Annotated in this window: 15 protein-coding genes; 9 read left to right on the top strand and 6 right to left on the bottom strand. The window is 42.9% G+C overall.

Annotated elements, in window-relative coordinates; translation table 11 throughout:
- Positions 1-111: 111 nt before the first annotated feature.
- Both rmuC and BIZ39_RS17570 read right to left on the bottom strand, forming a co-directional pair.
- Positions 112-1,401, bottom strand: coding sequence for a DNA recombination protein RmuC (gene rmuC, locus BIZ39_RS17575; protein WP_187447594.1), 1,290 nt, complete (start codon positions 1,399-1,401; stop codon positions 112-114).
- 233 nt (positions 1,402-1,634) lie between these two features.
- Positions 1,635-3,164: a fumarate hydratase gene (locus BIZ39_RS17570; RefSeq protein WP_014949528.1), complete on the bottom strand. Its 1,530-nt coding sequence runs from the start codon at positions 3,162-3,164 to the stop codon at positions 1,635-1,637.
- Positions 3,165-3,432: 268 nt separating this feature from the next.
- Here BIZ39_RS17570 and pabB point away from each other — a divergent pair, with 268 nt between their 5' ends.
- The 3 genes from pabB to BIZ39_RS17555 all read left to right on the top strand — a co-directional run bounded on the left by pabB (position 3,433) and on the right by BIZ39_RS17555 (position 7,034).
- Positions 3,433-4,872: an aminodeoxychorismate synthase component I gene (gene pabB, locus BIZ39_RS17565; RefSeq protein ID WP_049586263.1), complete on the top strand. Its 1,440-nt coding sequence runs from the start codon at positions 3,433-3,435 to the stop codon at positions 4,870-4,872.
- Between the two features lie 62 nt (positions 4,873-4,934).
- Positions 4,935-5,507 carry a CoA pyrophosphatase gene (locus BIZ39_RS17560; RefSeq protein ID WP_014949526.1) on the top strand — a complete coding sequence of 191 codons (573 nt, stop codon included), beginning with the start codon at positions 4,935-4,937 and terminating at the stop codon, positions 5,505-5,507.
- A gap of 153 nt (positions 5,508-5,660) precedes the next feature.
- Positions 5,661-7,034 (top strand): L-serine ammonia-lyase, encoded by a 1,374-nt coding sequence (locus tag BIZ39_RS17555; RefSeq protein WP_049586260.1) that lies wholly within the window; start codon positions 5,661-5,663, stop codon positions 7,032-7,034.
- A gap of 85 nt (positions 7,035-7,119) precedes the next feature.
- Here BIZ39_RS17555 and cysB read toward each other — a convergent pair whose 3' ends face one another.
- Positions 7,120-8,094 (bottom strand): HTH-type transcriptional regulator CysB, encoded by a 975-nt coding sequence (gene cysB / locus BIZ39_RS17550; protein WP_014949524.1) that lies wholly within the window; start codon positions 8,092-8,094, stop codon positions 7,120-7,122.
- 208 nt (positions 8,095-8,302) lie between these two features.
- Here cysB and BIZ39_RS17545 point away from each other — a divergent pair, with 208 nt between their 5' ends.
- Together BIZ39_RS17545 and BIZ39_RS17540 are read left to right on the top strand one after the other, a co-directional pair.
- On the top strand, positions 8,303-9,007 hold the full coding sequence (locus tag BIZ39_RS17545; RefSeq protein WP_014976578.1) for a sensor histidine kinase: 705 nt from the start codon (positions 8,303-8,305) through the stop codon (positions 9,005-9,007).
- Between the two features lie 95 nt (positions 9,008-9,102).
- On the top strand, positions 9,103-9,861 hold the full coding sequence (locus tag BIZ39_RS17540) for a hypothetical protein (protein WP_014949522.1): 759 nt from the start codon (positions 9,103-9,105) through the stop codon (positions 9,859-9,861).
- 37 nt (positions 9,862-9,898) lie between these two features.
- Here the strand turns inward: BIZ39_RS17540 and BIZ39_RS17535 are convergent, their stop codons facing one another.
- Positions 9,899-10,783, bottom strand: a complete 885-nt coding sequence (locus BIZ39_RS17535) for a LysR family transcriptional regulator (protein ID WP_014949521.1) — start codon at positions 10,781-10,783, stop codon at positions 9,899-9,901.
- A gap of 122 nt (positions 10,784-10,905) precedes the next feature.
- Here BIZ39_RS17535 and BIZ39_RS17530 point away from each other — a divergent pair, with 122 nt between their 5' ends.
- From BIZ39_RS17530 to BIZ39_RS17515, 4 genes are all read left to right on the top strand, one after another.
- A complete protein-coding gene (locus tag BIZ39_RS17530) occupies positions 10,906-11,613 on the top strand; it encodes a CoA transferase subunit A (protein WP_049586255.1) in 708 nt (235 codons plus the stop codon).
- Positions 11,613-12,266 carry a CoA transferase subunit B gene (locus BIZ39_RS17525; protein ID WP_187447593.1) on the top strand — a complete coding sequence of 218 codons (654 nt, stop codon included), beginning with the start codon at positions 11,613-11,615 and terminating at the stop codon, positions 12,264-12,266. The genes BIZ39_RS17530 and BIZ39_RS17525 overlap by 1 nt, the downstream gene beginning before the upstream one ends.
- A 278-nt stretch (positions 12,267-12,544) precedes the next feature.
- Positions 12,545-13,867: a DEAD/DEAH box helicase gene (locus BIZ39_RS17520; RefSeq protein ID WP_187447592.1), complete on the top strand. Its 1,323-nt coding sequence runs from the start codon at positions 12,545-12,547 to the stop codon at positions 13,865-13,867.
- Positions 13,868-14,111: 244 nt separating this feature from the next.
- Positions 14,112-14,645, top strand: a complete 534-nt coding sequence (locus tag BIZ39_RS17515) for a hypothetical protein (RefSeq protein ID WP_187447591.1) — start codon at positions 14,112-14,114, stop codon at positions 14,643-14,645.
- A gap of 396 nt (positions 14,646-15,041) precedes the next feature.
- On the opposite strand, the gene BIZ39_RS17510 is transcribed toward BIZ39_RS17515, so the two are convergent.
- On the bottom strand, positions 15,042-15,455 hold the full coding sequence (locus BIZ39_RS17510) for a PaaI family thioesterase (RefSeq protein WP_168534511.1): 414 nt from the start codon (positions 15,453-15,455) through the stop codon (positions 15,042-15,044).
- 283 nt (positions 15,456-15,738) lie between these two features.
- A partial coding sequence (locus BIZ39_RS17505; protein ID WP_187447590.1) for a zinc-binding dehydrogenase occupies positions 15,739-16,078 on the bottom strand: 340 nt, incomplete at its 5' end.

The following is a 16,078-nucleotide window of genomic DNA, read 5'->3' as shown; positions in this document are numbered from 1 at the left end:
ACGACCTGACAGGTATTACCCCAGAGTAGTGAGGAAAAGACCGACTAAATACCCCACAAAGAAAAATGCCAGTCAGCTTAACTGACTGGCATTACGCAATTGCGGCCTTTTTTAATCGTCTTGAGAAAGTTGCTGAAAATGCTGAGACATTCGCTTACTGGGTTGTACGCCAAGTTCTCTAAACTTTTCTATTTGCCTTACCAAGTTCCCTCTTCCACTGGTTAACTTATTCATTGCTTGTTCGTAGTTTGCGTGAGCGATATCCATCGACTTACCTACTTTTTCCATATCCGTCACAAACCCAACGAACTTGTCATAAAGCTTTGCTGCTTGTTCCGCAATAAGCTGTGCGTTTTGATTTTGGTACTCATACTGCCAAATGTTATTAATAGTACGCAATGCAACCAGTAAATTAGTTGGGCTAACCAACATGATATTGTGATTAAGTGCCATTGTGACTAAATCTGGTTCTTCTTCGACAGCAATCAGAAATGCAGGCTCAATGGGAATGAAAAGTAACACATAATCCAGTGTCTTTATGCCTTTCAGCGTTTGGTAGTCCTTCGCGCCTAAGCCTTTGATGTGCCCTTTTATAGAAGCCACATGTTGACTTAAAAATTGCGCTTTCTCAGCTTCATCATCACAGTTGTAATACCTTTCATAGGCCGCCAAACTTACTTTTGAATCTATGATCACATCTTTATCATTTGGCAAATGCACCACGACATCTGGTTGAAATCGCTTGCCGTGCTCTGATGTTGCTGACATTTGTGTTTCAAACTCATGACCCTCGCGTAAACCAGATTCTTTGAGTATCCGCTCAAGCACTACTTCGCCCCAGTTTCCTTGCTTTTTATTGTCACCTTTTAGTGCATTGGTCAGCGCTGCAGCTTCTTCCGTAATTTTCTGGTTGAGAGCCTTTAAACTTAGAATCTCTGTTTTAAGTGAGGCTCGCTCCTGCCCCTCACGTATGTGTTGTTCTGAGATTTGACGTTTAAAACCATCTAACTCGTTTTTGAATGGCGCCAAAACAGCTTCTATATTGTGTTTTGTTTGTTGCGTGTAACGCTGTTGCTTTTCTTCAAATATCCGATTTGCTAGATTTTCGAATTGCGTATGCAGACGTTGTTCAGATGCATTCATAGACGCAAGCTTATCTTCATGCGCAGCATGAAGCGCCTGAATTCTTGCTTGGTGCGCTTCGTTTTGTGCTTGAAGCTTGGCAATAGCAATACGCTCGCTATTCAAATCATTTTGTAGCTGCTCATTGATTTGCGAAAGCTGCGCTATCTTGGTGGCATTCGCCTGGCCTCGAATAAATGAATAAAGTGAAAAAGCACACACACTTACGAAGGCTATTAGAAAGGAAATGGGTTCGCTAGAAATAAGGTTAATTAACATAGTGCACGTTCATACTGTTATTTTGTACAGCACTATAAACAAAATCAGATAAATATACCAACTGGTATAAATTTAAAATGAAATTGGGGCAAAACGTCTAGCACGTAAACCTTTGAAAAAATGAAACTACACAAATGAAAACGGGTGCTATTGCACCCGTTTTTTATACTGTGATGAAAAACCTAATTAGCTTTCTTAAGCAGAACGGCTCATCTTAAGTTTTGCCTTTCTATCTATTTAGATAGCGAGGCATCAAGCTCTTCAATTTTTGCTTTCCAAATGGCCGGACCATTTTTGTGAGCATTGGCACCCGTGCTGTCTACTGCAACGGTTACTGGCATGTCTTCTACGTCGAACTCGTAAATTGCTTCCATACCTAAGTCCTCGAATGCTACGACACGAGATTTCTTAATGGCTTTAGATACAAGGTACGCTGCACCTCCAACTGCCATTAGATAAACCGCTTTGTGTTTAGCAATTGAATCAACGGTTGCTGGACCACGCTCTGCTTTTCCAATCATGCCAATAAGGCCTGTCTTCTCTAGCATCATGTCAGTGAACTTATCCATACGGGTAGCCGTTGTTGGGCCAGCCGGACCAACCACTTCGTCACCTACAGCGTCAACAGGACCAACGTAATAGATAAAGCGGTTTGTTAGATCAACGCCCTCTGGTAAACCTTCACCATTTTCCATCATGGTTTGAATGCGCTTGTGAGCAGCATCACGACCGGTAAGCATCTTACCAGACAGCAGTACCGTTTCGCCTACTTTCCACTCTTGGATATCTTCTTTTGTTACTTCATCAAGGTTAACGCGGCGAGTGTTTTCGCTCACTTCCCAAGTTACTTCTGGCCAATCTTCTAATTTAGGTGGCGTAAGCTCCGCTGGACCCGAACCATCTAGATAAAAGTGTGCGTGACGAGTCGCCGCACAGTTAGGGATCATTGCTACAGGTTTTGACGCAGCGTGAGTAGGTAGCGACTTAATCTTAACGTCAACAACGGTCGTTAAACCACCTAGGCCTTGCGCACCGATACCCAACTTGTTTACGCGGTCAAAAATTTCTAAGCGAAGTTTTTCGTCGGTAGTTTGCGGGCCGCGCTCTATAAGCTCTTGGATGTCTACTGGGTCCATAAGGCTTTCTTTTGCAAGTACCGCTGCTTTTTCAGCCGTACCGCCAATGCCTATTCCCAGCATACCTGGAGGGCACCAGCCTGCCCCCATCGTCGGCAAAGTTTTTACTACCCAGTCAGCAATATCATCGCTTGGGTTAAGCATTACCATTTTAGACTTGTTTTCAGAACCGCCGCCTTTAGCCGCGATCATCACTTCGATCTTTTCACCCGCTACCATGTCGATATGCACAACAGATGGCGTATTGTCTTTGGTGTTTTTGCGCGCACCGGCAGGGTCAGCAACGATAGAGGCGCGAAGTGGATTGTCTGGATTAAGGTATGCACGACGTGTACCTTCATCAACCATTTCTTGAACGGTCATGTCAGTTTTATCCCATGTCACACCCATACCAACTTTAACAAAACAGGTTACGATCCCCGTGTCTTGACACAAAGGGCGTTTACCCTCTGCAGACATGCGTGAGTTGATAAGAATTTGCGCCATCGCGTCTTTCGCGGCTTGGCTCTTTTCCTTTTTATAGGCTTCTTCTACGGCTTTAACGTAATCGAGCGGGTGATAATAAGAAATAAATTGCAGGGCATCTTCAATGCTGTCAATGAAGTCTTGTTGACGGATAACGGTCATGACATCCTCTTTTTATTTGGCTTTCGTGGTCTTAGCTAGCTAAAAAAGCGTATACTAGCGCATCTAAAGACAACGCACCATGTAAAACCATGTGCTTGTGGCTAATTCCAGTCATTTTTAAAAACTATGCTGAAGGGATATCTGAAAAAGCAGCCTAATGTGATCGGTTATTAGCCCTTATTTGTTAACGCCAGTTAAAAATAGAAGGAAGTTTGTGCTTAATTCAAGCACCAAACGCCCACGATAAAAAGAAGTACAGAAAACACCTATGTCACACGCAGATACTATTCACGTTCATGTTTCCCGTTTCACTGCAGAGGAATTAGCCGATAAATTAGCGCTAAATTGTGACGAGAACACAGCCGTTTTCAATGCACTTTTTAAGCGAGTCTCTACACGCCCATATTCTCTTTTACTCGATACTTCTGGTTCGTCGAAAAGTGAAGGACGCTTCAATATTATGGCATTTTCACCTTCCGCAGTTATCGAAGCAAAAGGTGATAAGGTTCAACTCATCGAACTAAACACTTCAAAGCGTCAGCAATTGACATTGACCCCCTTTGAAGCGGTGCAAGCACACTTACATGCGCGCGTTTCAAATGTGAACATACATGCCAGTGTAAATACAGCGCACCTCCCTTTTATTATCGGTGTGGCTGGTATGGCAGGCTATGACACTGGGCGCTTTTACGAAACGATGCCAAGCATCGCCAAAAATGACTACGAAACCCCTGATTTCGCGGTTGGCCTTTATCTTCGTTCACTTATTGAAGATACAAAAACAGGTTACATCTATTATTGCTCCGTTGACAGTCAACCACTGACTCAGTTTTTTTCTTCGTTCAACGACGAAACACCTGAGCCAAAATTCAAGTTAACGTCGCGGTTCGAATCAAATTTGTCTAAAACGGAATATGAAGCTTGTTTGGATAAAATACACGCCTATTTGCGTGCCGGTGACTGCTACCAAGTAAATATGGCGCAACGTTTTAGCGCAGCGTTTGAAGGAAATATGTGGCAAGCATATTGTGAGCTACGCAATCAAAATCAAGCGCCATTTTCAGCTTTTTATAACCTGCCCCAAGGCTGTATTGCTTCCATTTCACCAGAACGCTTTCTACGCGTTAAAGATGGGGTTGTAGAGACAAAACCGATAAAGGGTACACGCCCGCGATTTGAAGACAAAGCAGAAGATGCCGCCAGTGCTCAGAGCTTGCTCTCAGCAGAAAAAGACCGTGCAGAAAATCTTATGATTGTAGATCTGCTGCGCAACGATATTTCAAAGCACTGCAAACCTCACTCGGTGAACGTACCCGCACTCTTTGCTCTTGAAAGTTATCAGGCTGTGCACCATTTAGTAAGTACGGTAACTGGTGAATTGAATGAGTCTTCTTCGCCTTTATCGCTTCTGGCATCAGCATTTCCTGGGGGGTCAATAACTGGGGCACCGAAAATCCGCGCGATGGAAGTTATCGATGAGCTAGAGCCTCACCGCCGGAATATCTACTGTGGCAGCGTGTTCTATATGGGTTTTCGTGAAGACATGGATTCAAGTATTTGTATTAGAACCGTATTGGCAGAGAACCGTCGATTACATTGCTGGGCCGGTGGTGGTATTGTGCTTGATTCTGTTTCTAGCGAAGAATATCAAGAAACCCTAGATAAAGTGTCTAGAATACTGCCAGTACTTGAATCAATTAACCAATAGCACAGTATTTGTATGTGATGTGCTAGCACAAAGGTAAGCATATAGGTTGTAAGCAAATATCTATGACAAAGAACGAATTTCTATCACAGTTTCACCACTTAAGGCAGCCTCACACCGAGCCAGATTTTCCGTTGCGAAAAACAGGGCGCCCTGCGGCTGTACTTATCCCTCTGATAGATTATGGCAATTCGCTTCAACTACTGCTTACCGAAAGAGCGCACCACCTCAAGCATCATCCAGGTCAAATCAGTTTTCCAGGCGGAGCGGTCGACGAAGCTGACAACTCTTTTTTTGACGCGGCACTTAGAGAAGCTGAAGAAGAAGTTGGTTTACCCGCTACTCACGTAGACGTAGTAGGAATGTTGCCTAGATACCGAACAATCAGCGGATATGAAATTGCGCCAGTTGTTGGCTTTGTAAATCCTGACTTTACACCGATTATTGACAAAAATGAGGTAGAAAGCGCTTTTGAAGTACCGCTCGCACATGTTTTAGACAGAAGAAATCATTTAGTTCACACGACGCATCGCGATAAAAAGGCATTTCCAATTTACTTTATCCCATGGAAAAACCGCATGATATGGGGCGCAACGGCGGCAATGTTACGCAATCTATCTCATCATATTCATCCTTAGCCTTTGTATTTGCTTATCCGCTCTTGTGTGCACTATAAATTAAACTTTACAGCGTATTAGCAAAACTAATCCCTTTATTAGCTTTTCTGTATTGTGGTTTTTCCGTGGTGGATGCATGATCTTACTATTACTTTGTTTTAATTTTGAAAGTTTATGATCAGTGTATTTGATATGTTCAGCGTGGGCATTGGCCCATCGAGTTCGCACACCGTAGGACCAATGAAAGCAGGCGCCGAGTTTGTCACCGAGCTCGCTCAGGAAGCTGCGCTTTTTGATTCAGTGGATAGCGTGAAAGTTGAACTGTTTGGGTCATTAGGCCAAACCGGTATCGGCCACGGAACAGGAAAAGCTGTTATCCTTGGTTTACTAGGAGAACTTCCAGACGTTATCGATGTGGACAGCATCGAGACTAAACTTGAAGAAATACGCAACACGGAAAAGCTTTGCCTTAATGGCCAGAAATTAGTGCGCTTTCCTAACAAAAACGCCATTGTTTTTCACCGCCGTAAAACGCTCCCCAAACATGCTAATGCCTTAACGTTTTATGCGTACGCTAAAGATGAGCTTGTAAAACAGCAAACTTATTACAGTATTGGCGGTGGCTTCATCATAAAAGACGAAGACTTCGATGCGACCAAAGCGCATGCGGCCAGCCTGCAAGCATCAGTACCCTTCCCTTTTAAAACGGCCGGTGACCTTCTTGCTCTGTGTAAAACTAACGGCTTAAGCATTAGTTCACTGATGCTACGTAACGAATCAACTTTCAGGCCCAAGCACGAAGTGAAGCAACAGCTACACAACATTTGGTTAGTAATGAAAGCTTGTATTCAACGAGGTATCGAAAGCGAAGGTATTTTACCTGGCGGGCTTAAAGTAGTTCGCCGCGCACCTGGACTATACCGTCGACTTCAAACTGAACACACAAACGACCCTATGCAGACTATGGATTGGGTTAACTTGTTTGCTTTAGCTGTAAACGAAGAAAATGCAGCTGGCGGCCGTGTTGTAACTGCACCTACAAATGGTGCAGCGGGTATCATTCCGGCTGTTCTACAGTACGTAGATAAGTTTATTCGACCTGTTGATGAAGAAGTAGCAAGTCGATTCCTGCTTACCGCAGGCGCTATTGGTATTCTCTATAAAGAGAATGCGTCAATCTCAGGTGCTGAAGTAGGTTGCCAAGGAGAAGTAGGCGTCGCTTGTTCAATGGCTGCAGGCGCGTTAGCTGAAATTATGGGGGGCACAGCTGCCTCGGTAGAGAACGCTGCGGAAATCGGTATGGAGCACAACCTCGGCCTTACTTGTGATCCTGTTGGTGGTCTGGTTCAGGTTCCGTGCATTGAGCGAAATGCCATGGGTGCAATCAAAGCCATTAATGCTTCTCGTCTTGCACTGCGCGGAACCGGTGAGCAAAAAGTATCGCTAGATAAGGTTATTAAAACCATGCGCGATACCGGTAATGATATGAAGACTAAATATAAAGAAACGGCGAGAGGTGGACTCGCGGTAAATATTATCGAATGTTAGCGCCTCGTTTTAACTAGACAATGTACGGAATGAAAAAAGGGGCAATTAGCCCCTTTTTAATGAACGTTTTCAACAAGCGCTACGTTTACTTTACTGGAAGCGTCACGCCTTTAAACATTTTTTCCACTTCTTCGTTATTTTTCAGCATCATAGCTTTCTCAACCTTGTCCTTGGTCAGATGAGGCGCAAAACGCTCAATGAAGTCGTACATATAACTTCTTAAGAACGACCCCTTCCTAAATCCAATTTTCGTCGTGCTGTAATCGAACAGGTGACTTGCATCTATCTTCACAAGATCATCATCTAATTCTTCGCTTACCGCCATCGACGCAATAACACCAATACCGACACCTAATCGAACATAGGTTTTAATAACGTCGGCATCTGTTGCGGTAAACACGATTTTAGGTGTTAGCCCTGCTCTTTCAAACGCTTGGTCTAATTCAGAGCGCCCAGTAAAACCGAAAACATAAGTAACCAACGGATATTTGGCAATGTCTGAAATATCGATAGTGCCCTTTTTCGACAAGGGATGGTCCTTGTTTACTATTACACTGCGATTCCAGTGATAACAAGGAAGCATGACCAAATCGTTGTACAAGTGAAGAGCCTCGGTAGCGATAGCAAAATCGGCTTCGCCTTTGGCAGCCAGGTCGCTAATTTGAGACGGCGTGCCCTGATGCATGTGTAATGACACTTTTGGATACTTGCTCATGAAGCCCTGAATAACGTCAGGTAATGCATAACGGGCTTGCGTATGCGTAGTCGCAATATTGAGTTTACCTTGATCTGGAAGCGTGTGCTCCCTTGCTACCGCTTTAATACTCTCTACTTTGGCTAGTATTTCACGAGCTATATTGATTACATCATTACCCGCGTCTGTTACGTGTGTTAAATGCTTACCGCTACGGCCAAAAATCTGAACACCTAGTTCATCTTCCAACATGCGAACTTGTTTGCTGATACCCGGCTGTGAGGTATATAAACTTTCTGCTGTTGCTGACACGTTCAAATTGTTATTGAGGACTTCTACGATATACCGTAGTTGCTGTAGCTTCATATTTTACACCGTTTAATGCGATAGACTGACACTGTACTCCCCCCGTTATAACCAAAACCACCTTTTTTTACTAGTTGCTATTACGAAATTGGCATTATAAAGTTGAAAATAATTGAATTTTTGCATTTTCGAGTGGGATTTATTCGCCTTTGTCCGATTTCTTCTACATTATGGGTAGGTGATTAAAAAGCACGGTGTTAGATAGATAATGAGTAGCAGTAAACAAGTTACATCCACAATTGATTTTTCATCGGTGTTGGCAGCTGCTGTGCACGATATGAAAAATTCACTTTTTCTCCTTATTCAATCTATTGAAACACTCAGCGACGCCCTTTCTCCTCACGACGAGAAAGCTAGAGAGCAGGTTGCGAGTGTTCATTATGAAGCATCCAGGCTCAACACCAATCTTGTTCAAGTACTCTCTTTGTACAGGGCTGAATTAGAAAGTTTACCCATTACCGTTGACGAAAGTTTCATCAAAGATTTGGTTGAAGATGTTGTTGGCTCTAATGCGTTATATGTATCTCAGAAAAATATTGATATAAGCATCGCTATAGAAGATGACCTTAGCTGGTACTTAGACAGTGAGTTAATTTATTTGTTATTAAACGATGTAATCATTAACGCAATGCGCTATGGAACATCCAAAATAATAGTAAGTGCCAAGGCAGACGAGAACGACTTCATGACCATTAAAATAGAGGATGATGGTCGTGGCTATCCCGAAGCGATGTTAACTAAAAGCCACGAAGAGCTCTGTGACTTTGAGTTAAGCCAAGGAAGAACGGGGTTGGGGTTATTTTTTGCGAAGTTAATTGCAAACGCACATTCTCAAGGAGATAAAGTGGGCTCAATTGCCCTTTCCAACGGCGGGAGTCTCGGTGGAAGTGTATTTGAAGTAAAAATACCGTAAGATTGACCGATAACATTAAGTAATACAAAAAGTAACGCTCGTACGTAGTAATACGTTAACGTTATAAAAAATAAAAAACAGACGGAAACACACGCATGTACGTGATTATTATTATATTAATTGTTGTTTTGCTAATCGCAGCTATTTTTATCAATGCAATGCAACAACATCGTCAAAAGCAAGAGGCTGAGCGCAGAACTGAACTTGCCAAACAGCGTACTATTGTCGACGAAACTGAGAACGTTATTGCCGCCTGTGTAAACATGCCTGTTTCTTCGCGCATTATGGGCATACTTCACAATCGTATTCTAAATGCCTTGAAAGCAATGAACGATTTATCGAGTACATCTGAACTAAAACAGCGTATCTCAAGCAGTGAGCAAGCAACCGCCGCTGCTCTTTCGGACAATAGCGGTATCACTAACGATTTCGCGTTACCCGACAACGACAAAATGATCATTCAATACATTCAGGCCGTTAAGAAACTGCGCATTATTCTTCGTTCAGAACATAGCAAAGGGCAAATTGATTCTAAAGTATTCATGGATGAAGATAAGCAGCTTGAACGTTTGCAGGTAAAAGTAAATGTAGAAACATTGATTAAGCGCGGCCGCGCTGCACTTCAAACCAATATGCTTGGTTCAGCCAGACAGTATTTTGAAAAGGCGAAAAACGCACTAGAAAATCAAAATCCCCAAGACGAATACTCGATGTCTAAACTTGCTACACTTAACGAGTGGTTACACGAAATCCAAAGCAACCTTAAGAGCGTGAACGAAAAAGATCGCGCCAAGAAGCAAGAAGAAGAAAGAGACGAATTAGACGAGTTGTTCGCACCTAAGAAGAAGTGGTAGGTCGAACCTTTTCTTAGAAACTATAAAGCGCATTATTTCACTCATAATGCGCTACGGCCATGTCCCACATAGATTGAGCCGGCAGCGATAACCCTTTTCGCGCATTTCGAATTATTCCAATATTTTTCACCAGAGGCATGTCACTAATTTCTTTTGTTACTAGCCCCAATCCCTCCATTTGCGCTTTACAAATCGCCGGCATAATAGATATCCCTAAACCATTTAGAATAAGCTTTCCTAGTGTAGATAGCTGCCCCGTTTCCGCGATTATATTTAGCTCACCATATTGTGCTAGCTTAGATTGAGTCCAATGACGTACCGCAGATCCCCTATTCATCATTACCAATGGAAGTTTTAGACAGTCCTGCCAATGCAACTTGTCCCCTAAATGGGCTGATTGTGCTTTGTTGGTCACAACAACAAACTCATCAGCAAAAAGGCTTTTAAACACTAAACCATCTTTGCGCTCTGGCTCAAACGAGAACCCAATCTCGCTGCGGCCTGTAGTAACTTCATGAATTACCTGTTCCATTACTACATCGACAATTCGTAAGTTTACGTTTGGAATTCGTTGATGAAATACTGACAAGATATTCGGTAAATGAGACTCGGCAAATGACGGCATAGCGCAAATGGTAAGCTGCCCTTTCGCCATAGCAAACAAATTTTGAATATCAGAAAAAGTATTGTCCCAGTCGTGCAGTAGCCTCAAAGCATTTGGAAACAACACCTCTCCTTCTGGTGTTAGGCTTACATTGCGTGTATTGCGTTGGAATAACTTACCGCCTAACTGCTCTTCCATTTTTTTAATTGCCGATGACAAAGCTGGCTGTGTTAAATGTAGATTTACCGCGGCTTCAGCAAAGGTTGATGACTTGGCCACTTCTACAAACGCTTTTATTTGACGGTATGAAACATCCATAAACTTTTTAACTTATCTCAGCAATTAATAAATAGTTTTTATTAATCGCAAGATTAATTCGATTTTACAAATGAAGCAACAATGTCGATACTTATTTTTAACAAATGCATTGGAGATAGAGAATGGCGGGATTTAACAAAGTTGTATCCTCATACGAAGAAGCAATGGCTGGCCTTGAAAATGGTATGACAGTTATTGCGGGCGGTTTCGGGTTGTGCGGTATACCCGAAGGACTGATAGGCCAAATTAAGAAAATGGGCGTATCTGGACTTACTGTAGTTTCTAATAACTGCGGTGTAGATGGATTTGGCTTGGGTCTTTTACTAGAAGACAAACAAATAGCAAAAATGGTGTCTTCTTATGTAGGTGAAAATGCCCTGTTTGAAAAACAACTGCTTAACGGTGAGCTGGAAGTTGAGCTTACACCTCAAGGAACGCTGGCGGAAAAAATGCGCGCTGGTGGTGCTGGCATTCCTGCCTTCTACACTGCCACAGGTTATGGTACGCCTGTTGGTGAGGGAAAAGAAGTCAAAGAATTCGACGGTCGCCCTTATATTCTTGAACATGCTATTACTGGCGACTTTGCCATTGTAAAAGCATGGAAAGCAGATACTTACGGAAACTGTATTTATCGCCATACAGCACAAAACTTTAATCCTATGGCGGCTACTGCAGGTAAAGTCACTGTGGTAGAAGCAGAGGAAATTGTAGAGCCTGGTGAATTGAACCCTAGCGAGATCCACACTCCCGGGATTTATGTAAACCGTGTCATTCAAGGTTCATTTGAAAAACGTATTGAACGCCGTGTAGTTAGCAAGGAGTCAGTGTAATGCTTAGTAGAGAACAAATCGCAATGCGCGTCGCTCAAGAGTTTAAAGATGGCGATTACGTCAATTTAGGCATAGGTATTCCTACCCTTGCAGCTAACTATGTGCCAGATGACATCAGCGTGATGCTGCAATCAGAAAACGGTCTTTTGGGGATGGGACGCTACCCGACTGAAAGTGAAATTGACGCTGATATGATAAACGCTGGTAAAGAAACGGTAACGGCTATCACAGGCGCATCTATTTTTAGTAGCGCTGAGAGCTTTGCCATGATCCGCGGCGGCCACGTTGATTTTACTGTACTTGGCGCATTTGAGGTTGATGTATCGGGTAATATTGCCTCTTGGATGATACCGGGCAAACTCGTTAAAGGCATGGGCGGCGCTATGGACTTAGTTGCTGGAGCAAAGAACATAATTGTTACTATGACTCATACCGACAAACACGGTAACCCAAAACTACTTGGCGAATGCACCTTACCGTTAACCGGTGTTAACTGTATTACACGCATTATTACCGACTTAGCAGTGCTGAGTGTTGAAGACGGCGCATTTGTGCTTCAAGAACGTGCACCGGGCGTCAGCGTTGACGAAATTAAAGAGAAAACGGGCGGAAAGCTTGTTGTTCCTGAAAGTGTACCTGAAATGCAGTTTTAAACTCTGCGTTTAATTGTGCTTTTCATTTAATTGTACTTCTCATTTAATTTTGCTTCGCAATGTCGCGCTTATCATTCAGCATTTATGCTCTTGTGGTAAGCGCGCGCCATTGAGTTAACTCACATTTTTGCTTTAACTTTATATTCTTCGTTGAGTAACGATTGTTACAAGTACCGCCTTCAGTGTGCAAACTTATAAGCCTTCCCAATAAACCTTTAAATGCACCGTGCATTAAGGGATAATGCGCCCGAATGTCATTTTAAAAAGGCTATACCTTCTTGCTAGTTACTGATTTACCTGTTCACCACAAAATTATTTCAAAGCTCGAAACGAAAAATATTTCGACGCTTACCGAAATTCAAGAACGCACTATGCTGCCTGCTATTCAGGGCAAAGATATAATTGCGTCATCAAAAACGGGGTCAGGTAAAACCTTCGCCTTTTTAGTGCCAGCTATAAACAGGCTAATGTCGCAAAAAGCCCTTAGTCGTCAAGACCCACGCGCACTTATCCTTGCGCCAACTCGTGAGCTAGCCAAACAAGTTTTCATTGAAGCTAAATCAATGTGTACCGGGCTAAATCTTACTTGTTCACTTATTGTGGGTGGTGAAAATTATAACGACCAAGTTAAAGCGCTTCGCCGTAACCCTCACATTATCGTTGGTACCGCTGGTCGTGTAGCCGACCATCTATTAGATAAAAGTGTGTATTTAAACGGTTTAGAGTTGCTTATCTTTGATGAAGCCGACCGGATGTTAGACTTAGGCTTCTCTGCTCAGCTTAAAATGATCAACGACTATGCTGATCACAGAAAGCGTCAAACTATGTTGTTTTCTGCCACGCTCGATAATATTGAGTTAAAGCATATGACAACGCAGTTAACCAAAGGCGCTGTTCGTGTAGCTGTAGGAGACTCAACCGCAGAGCATGGCGATATCGAACAGAAGTGCTTCTTTGCAGACAATGTTGATAACAAAGATCAAATTTTACAGTTTGAACTAGCCAATCGTACCTACAACCAAGCTATCGTATTTACAGCTACCCGTGAAGATACCGATAGAATTGCAGCACTGCTTAACGAACAAAACTTAGAAGCTATTGCGCTTCGTGGTGATATGCTACAAAGCCAACGCGCAGCAGTAATGAGTGCGTTTGCTCGTGGACAGCACAGTATTCTGGTTACTACCGACCTCGCCTCTCGTGGACTAGATCTATCAAAAGTAGGATTGGTGGTTAACTTTGACCTTCCTAAGAACGCGGATGAATACATTCACCGTATCGGCCGTACAGGCCGTGCTGGGCAAAAAGGCGAAGCATTCTCGTTAATTGGCCCTCGTGACTGGAACAGTTTCGAGGGGCTTAAAAATCACCTTCAATATGCGTTAGAGTGTTCACCACACGACGAATTTTCGGCGTCTTTTAAAGGTTTTACGCGGAAGAAAAAAGTGTCAAAACAATCAAACGCGAAAAATGGTAAAAAGCGCGTAGCGAAACCAGCAAAACCTGGTACTAAAAAGCGTGTCGATACCATGTCTGGAGAAGATATTGGTATGGTTCCTGTGAAGCGCAAGCCAAGAAACACTCTGTCTGACGACGAATAAAACTCTATATCGTAGTTTGAACCATCACCGCCGCTAGTCACAATTCACTGTTGAATAGCGGTGTGTAACCTTTTACTTTGTTTTTAATCACATTTCCTACAGCCCTTTGATGGAACACTTCGCCATCATATGCTCTATTACGCATATAGCATTAATGCGATTTCGCTGACTACACGTTTCAACTGTTTGTAACAAAGCGTGTAAGCGGCACACACTCCCCTCTTTTAAAATGGATTTTAACCACATGAAATTTATAAAGTTCGTATCGTTAGCCTTGTTTATAGTAATAGTCGTTGTGGCACTCTCCTATGAAAAAATAATAGCACGCGTATTGTTGCCGCAATACATAGAGTGGGCACATGAAACAGATATGAAAGGCTTAAAAATAGGTCAACCGTTAAATGAACAAGAATTGGCGCTAGCAGCGGAGATAGGCATAAAACAGCCTAAAAAAGTAAGAATTGTTTATGTAGATGAAGTGCCTTATCCCTACGAAAACTTCGCGCTCAAAGTGTTTGGCGAAGCCGTTGGACTTGTTGGAGAAGGAATAATAAATAACGCACAAGTTTTCGGCTATTCGATTTATGCTCGTAAAGATTTCGAGCTTAATAGACCCAAGTTAGCCCACGAATTAGTGCATGTGTTACAGATTGAACGAGCCAGTTTAGATGAAGTTGTCACCCAACACTTTTTCGACATGGCTGACTACGGTTTCGATAAAGCCCCACTAGAAGTAGAAGCGTCCGCAGCCAATATAGTATACAGCGCTGATTGGTAATTTGTATTCACCAAGGATTGCTTTTTAGGGCGGCGGTGATTGTTTAGAGTAGCGTTTGTGTTAAAGGTTCGTTTGAGAGAAGATACTGACAATCCTACTTTTATTCGACTACTTCCGTTTTGTGCTGTAAAGCGGATATTGAAGGTTACTAACGCGCTTGTCCATTGTAGACAAGGGGCGAACGTTCTACGCCCAAAGCAGCGACAGCGTTAGCTGTCCGACTGACTTTATTTGTTGGCCTCGAATTGCTCCAATGCCTCCGCTGCAGGCCTGAAGTAGGCGTTTATATCAGATTACAATTGATAACCATTTAATCTTCCCCTCAAATAACTGCCTTTTTTCTTTTAAACGGAGTCAAGCTTTCAAAGAGTTAATTGTTTTAATATTTTCACTTCGTTACGATGTATAGGGCGGTATAGAGTATGTACCCACAGCATGTGCTACCAAATCACTCACCCCCTCAGAGTACAGAGAAACCTCCCCAACCACGAGAGTACGGCCGACTTTTATCAGAGAACATTCCGCAATGATTCGCTCAGTTGCCGATGGCTTACGTAAGAAGTTGATGTTAAGGCTAGTTGTTACTGCCAATGGCACGATGCCAATTTTACCAAGTATCGCCACATAAAGTGCCACATCAGCCACACTCATTAAAACAGGCCCCGAAACCGTTCCGCCAGGACGTAATTCATCCTGACCTACATGATGAGATACAGTCGCTCCATCGTTGCTCACTGCTTCCACAACGCATTTGCTTTGTGGAAACTCCGATTTCATGAAAGCGATAACTTCTTCTTTTGTAGCTCTCATTGAGACTCCTTAAATATTTATTCACGTTTATAGGCACCTGGTGAAACGTTGCTCCAAGACTTCTATACCCCATTGTAAGCCTAGTTTCTCTTCCACCAATGCAAAGCCCTGACTTTCGTACAGAAGCTAGAATTTTATCGCCCCGTTTGATCGTCCAAATCTCATTGCTTGGATTATCCAGTCTTCCAATAAATTCCGCCATGCTACTCGCCACTGAACACGCAAATTCCCGACCAAAATCAGCCATTGACTGAGTTGAGAGACTAGCGGAAGCTATGAACTGTTAATCAAGTTCGACCACTATTTTACCAATCTGCTGATTTGACTCCAGATAGTGATGCGCTGCTACTATCTCTTCAAATTTAAAGCTTCGATCAATGACAGGCTTGAGTGTTCCCTCGGATAAACCCGAGTGGATAAATTGCTTTGCTCTGCGAAAACGCTCGATGTTTTTTATAACTTCAGTAAACACATACCCCCTAACTGTCAGACTTTTACGAAGTGCTATTTTTAAGGGAAAAGGAGTTGTTTCGGGACTTAATGCTCCGTGAACAATTATTGTTCCTTCAGGGCTCATTGCTTCAGCAATTTCAGCTATCTGCGGCCCACCGACAGCATCAAAT

Source organism: Alteromonas sp. BZK5, assembly GCF_014349115.1.
In the GTDB taxonomy this organism is placed as follows: domain Bacteria; phylum Pseudomonadota; class Gammaproteobacteria; order Enterobacterales; family Alteromonadaceae; genus Alteromonas; species Alteromonas macleodii.
This window is presented reverse-complemented; position numbering and strand designations above follow the sequence as displayed.